The following is a 4,668-nucleotide window of genomic DNA, read 5'->3' as shown; positions in this document are numbered from 1 at the left end:
GCCAGCCGCTCCGCCGGTCTTCGGCCCGCGGATCATCGTAGGCCTGGTGGGCGTGCTGCTGGCGGTGCTGGTGTCGGGTCTGAACGAGATGGTGACCAAAGTCGCCCTGGCCGATATCCGCGGTGCATTGGCCATCGGCTACGACGAGGGCACCTGGCTGGTCGCCTGTTACACCGCGACTTCGGTGGCGGCCATGGCTTTCGCGCCGTGGTGCGCGGTGACGTTCTCGTTGCGGCGTTTCACTCTGTGCGCCATCAGCCTGTTCACCCTGTTGGGTGCCTTGTGCCCCTTTGCCCCGAATTACGAAAGCCTGTTGTTGCTGCGCACCTTGCAAGGCCTGGCGGGCGGTGCATTGCCGCCCATGCTGATGACCGTGGCCCTGCGGTTTCTACCCGCCAACGTGAAGTTGTACGGCCTGGCCGGTTATGCCCTGACGGCAACGTTCGGCCCGGGCCTGGGCACGCCATTGGCCGGGTTGTGGACCGAGTATGTCGGCTGGCAATGGACCTTCTGGCAAATCATCGCGCCGTGCCTGATTGCCATGGCCGCGGTGGCGTATGGCTTGCCCCGGGACCCGCTGCGTCTGGAGCGCTTCAAGTCCTTCAACTGGCGCGGTGTGCTGTTGGGTTTTCCCGCGATCTGCATGCTGGTGATCGGCATCCTGCAGGGCAATCGCCTGGACTGGTTCGAGTCGAACCTGATCTGCGGATTGCTCGGTGGCGGGCTGTTGCTGCTGGTGCTGTTTTTGACCGGCGAGTGGTCGCAGCCGATGCCGTTTTTCAAGATGCAGATGCTCGGCATCCGTAACTTGTCCTTCGCCCTGCTGACCCTGGCGGGCGTGCTGGTGGTGTTGCAGGCGGTGATCATCATTCCGTCCAGCTACCTGGCACAGGTCCAGGGTTATCGCCCGGTGCAGACCGCGCCGATCATGCTGCTGGCGGCGCTGCCGCAATTGATTGCGCTGCCGTTGGTGGCGGCGCTGTGCAACTTTCGCTGGGTTGATTGCCGCTGGGTGTTGGGCATCGGCCTGAGCATGCTGGCGCTGTCGTGCGTTGGCGGATCGCAACTGACATCCGTGTGGATTCGCGACGATTTCTACGTGCTGCAATGGCTGCAGATTTTCGGTCAGCCCATGGCAGTGTTGCCGCTGCTGATGCTGTCCACCGGCAGCATCAACCCGATGGAAGGGCCGTTCGCATCGGCGTGGTTCAACACCGTCAAAGGCCTGTCGGCGGTCATCGCCACCGGGGTGATCGAGGCGTTGACCACGGCACGACTGCATTTTCATTCGACCATGCTGGTCGACCGCCTCGGCAACTCGCCACTGGCCGAATACGACAGCACAGGTCTCGCTCATCGTCTGCATGAGCAAGCGGTGGTGCTCACTTCCTCTGATCTTTACCTGTGCATGGCCGGTATCGCCGTGACCTTGATCCTGCTGATTTTCTGGCTGCCGACGCGGATCTATCCGCCGCGCGCACCGACCTGAATGCTCCATTGATACAGAAGGTTTTTATGAACACTCAAGCAAAGCAGAAAGTCGCGGTTGCCGTGGCCGCCGCAGTGGCCGTCGGCGTGTTGCTGTACCTGGCGATGCCCGGCTTGTTCGGCAAGCGCGTCCAGCAGAGCACCAACGATGCTTATGTCTCGGCGGATTTCACTCTGGTAGTGCCGCGGGTTGCCGGGTTTATCAAGCAAGTGCTGGTCGAGGACAATCAGCAGGTCAAGGCCGGGCAGTTGCTGGCACTGATCGATGACCGGGACCTACGTGCCGCCGCCGAGGCCGCTGACGCCGAAACGCTGGTGGCCAGGGCGCAACTGCAAAACGCCGGGGCGACCCTTGAGCGCCAGGCGTCGGTGATTGCCCAGGCGCAATCCTCGGTGGTTTCGGCCAAGGCGGAAATGGCGTTTGCCGAACACGAGTTGAGCCGCTACAACCACCTCGCGGGCGTGGGTGCCGGTACGGTGCAAAATGCACAACAAGCGCAAACGCGCATCGACCAGGCCAGCGCGCGATTGGCTAATGCCACTGCGGTGCTGGCGGCGGAACGCAAGCAAGTGGACATCCTCACGGCCCAGCGCGATGCGGCAGAAGGTGGCCTGAAGCGGGCGCAAGCGAAGCTGGAAATGGCCAGCTACGAGTTGTCCTATACGAGGATCGTCGCGCCACAGGACGGTATGGTCGGCGAACGCGCGGTGCGAGTCGGCGCCTACGTCACTCCGGGCAGCAAAATCCTCGCCGTGGTGCCGCTGGCGCAGGCTTATGTGATGGCCAATTTCCAGGAAACCCAACTGACGGATGTGCAACCGGGGCAGGCTGTGCAAGTGCGCGTCGACAGCCTGGGCGGTGCGGCACTCAACGGTCGTGTCGAAAGCATTGCACCGGCCACCGGGGTGACGTTCGCCGCGGTCAAGCCGGACAACGCCACCGGCAACTTCACCAAGGTGGTGCAGCGGATTCCGGTGAAAATCGTGCTGGAGTCGGGTCAAGCGCTGACCGAGCGCTTGCGGGTGGGGATGTCGGTTGAGGCGAGTATTGATACGGCAAGTGATGTATCGCGTGAGGTGACTCAGCGATGAATTTTCTGGATCGGGATATGTACCTGTGGCGAGGGGGCTTGCCCCCGTTGGGTCGCGAAGCGGCCCTGGCCCTGGCTTTGGCGAGCGCTACGCACTCGAACGGGGGCAAGCCCCCTCGCCACAAGAGACTCGTTCAGTCAGCGGTTTTAGCGTTGAGCTTACTGGCAGTCAGTGCCTGCACTGTCGGCCCCGATTTCCAAAAGCCCGAAACCACACAAATCGCCGAATGGGCAAAACCGGCCAAATCCGCCGCCAGCCAGGCCATCGCCGAAACAATGGCCGAGCGCTGGTGGGAAGTGTTCAACGACCCAAAACTCTCGGCCCTGAGCCAACGCGCCCTGACCGACAACCTCGACCTGAAATTGGCCAGCAGCCGATTGCAGCAAAGTCGCGCGGTGCGTCAGGTCATCACCGCCGAGCGCTACCCCAACACGGCCGCCAGCGGCCGTTACGGACGCAATCGCAACAGCGGTGAAGGCTTGAACGACCCGTCAGGCCACAACGGCCAATCCGCCTTCAATCTGTGGGATGCCGGCTTTTCCGCCTCCTGGGAGCTGGATTTCTGGGGCCGCGTGCGTCGGGAAACCGAAGCAGCCGACGCCACCCTGGAGGTCGCCGAGAACGACCGACGCGGTGTGCTGCTGTCGGTGCTGGCCGAAACTGCCCAGGACTACATTCAACTGCGCGGTGTGCAAAACACCCGGGCCGTCACGGAGCAAAACCTCGACGTCGCCCGGCATAGCCTGAAACTTTCACAACTGCGCCTGACCAACGGCGTCGCGACGGATCTGGATGTCGCCGAAGCCGCCGCGCAAGTGGCGGCCATCGAGTCACGCCTGCCCTCACTGGAGCAGCGCCAGTGGCAACTGATCAACGCCTTGAGTCTGTTGATGGGCGAACCGCCCCAGGCATTGGCGGCGCAGTTATCCACAGACGCACCGGTGCCACAAACGCCGCGTCAGGTCGCCATCGGCTTGCCCTCGCAACTGGCTGAACGTCGGCCGGACATTCGCCTGGCCGAAGCACGGCTGCATGCCGCCACTGCCAGCATCGGCGTGGCCAAGGGCGATTTCTATCCGCGAATCACCCTGTCGGGGAGCATCGGTTCCCAGGCCATGCAACTGAGCGATTTCGGCTCCTGGGGTTCACGTTCGTTCGGGGTCGGCCCGCAATTGAGCTTGCCGCTGTTCGACGGTGGCCGCTTACGTGGCGTGCTCAAATTGCGTGAAGCACAACAACAGGAAGCCGCTATCGCTTATCAGCAAACCGTGCTGCGCGCCTGGCATGAAATCGATGACCAACTGACCGCCTACAACGCCAGCCAGTTGCGCCGCGACAGCCTGGCCGAAGCCGTGCGCCAGAACCGCATTGCCCTGGATACCGCGCAACAGCAGTACGTTGAGGGCGTGGTGGATTTCGTCACCGTACTCACCGTACAAGGGGCGTTGCTGGCCACGCAGGAGCAGTGGGTCGAAAGCTCGACCGGCGTGTCGCTGGCGGCCGTCGGGTTGTACAAGGCGTTGGGTGGAGGCTGGGAGTCGGTGTATCCGTTGGCCGAGACGGCGCAGCGCTGACGTTGCAGCCGCCGCCGACTATCGCTCCATTAGCGGGCCAGCATCGACGTTGCTTGGCTTGAAGCGCTAAAGTGGAGTGCAAACAATCCGGCTGGTCACTGAACGTTGCAAGGGGAAGCAATGGAGGCGCGCAGAGAAACGCCGATGGGCGACACTCAGGGACCGCACGCCAATCCTGGTTTCGCCAGGGGCGCGCAACCGTTGATCCGCTGGGCGCGAGAGCATTGGCTGGTGCCGATTCTGGTGTTGGCCGCGCTGGTGCGCTTTTACGATCTGACCGCTGCCGCGATTTGGGGTGACGAGGGTTCCAGCCTGTTGCTGGCCCGTTACTCAATACCTGAAATCTGGTTGCACGCCGCCTACGACGTGCACCCGCCGCTGTACTTCATGCTGCTGCACGGCTGGATCGCGATGTTTGGCGACGGCATATTGTCGATCCGCTGCCTCAGTGCCCTGCCGGGGATTGCCTCGGTCGGGCTCGGGGTGTGGCTGGTCGATCGGCTCGCCACCCGCC

General features: G+C 63.1%; 3 protein-coding genes and 1 pseudogene. All 4 read left to right on the top strand.

Going from position 1 to position 4,668, the window contains the following annotated elements; genetic code table 11:
• Positions 1–1,489: MFS transporter (locus tag PMI29_RS07580; protein WP_008001505.1), on the top strand; the 1,489-nt coding region annotated here is incomplete at its 5' end.
• Between the two features lie 26 nt (positions 1,490–1,515).
• Entirely contained in the window at positions 1,516–2,580 is a 1,065-nt protein-coding gene (locus PMI29_RS07585) for an HlyD family secretion protein (protein WP_008001503.1), read from the top strand.
• A gap of 38 nt (positions 2,581–2,618) precedes the next feature.
• Positions 2,619–4,154 (top strand): efflux transporter outer membrane subunit, encoded by a 1,536-nt coding sequence (locus tag PMI29_RS07590; protein ID WP_443216464.1) that lies wholly within the window; start codon positions 2,619–2,621, stop codon positions 4,152–4,154.
• A gap of 120 nt (positions 4,155–4,274) precedes the next feature.
• Positions 4,275–4,668: pseudogene (locus PMI29_RS07595) on the top strand (glycosyltransferase family 39 protein); the annotation flags it as partial.

Origin of the sequence: Pseudomonas sp. GM49 (genome assembly GCF_000282355.1) — a bacterium.
Lineage (GTDB): Bacteria > Pseudomonadota > Gammaproteobacteria > Pseudomonadales > Pseudomonadaceae > Aquipseudomonas.
This window is presented reverse-complemented; position numbering and strand designations above follow the sequence as displayed.

What these genes read in the sequence shown, in the direction of transcription:
- PMI29_RS07585 (WP_008001503.1), top strand. Translation starts at nt 1,516, where the DNA reads ATGAACACTCAAGCAAAGCAGAAAGTCGCGGTTGCCGTGGCCGCCGCA.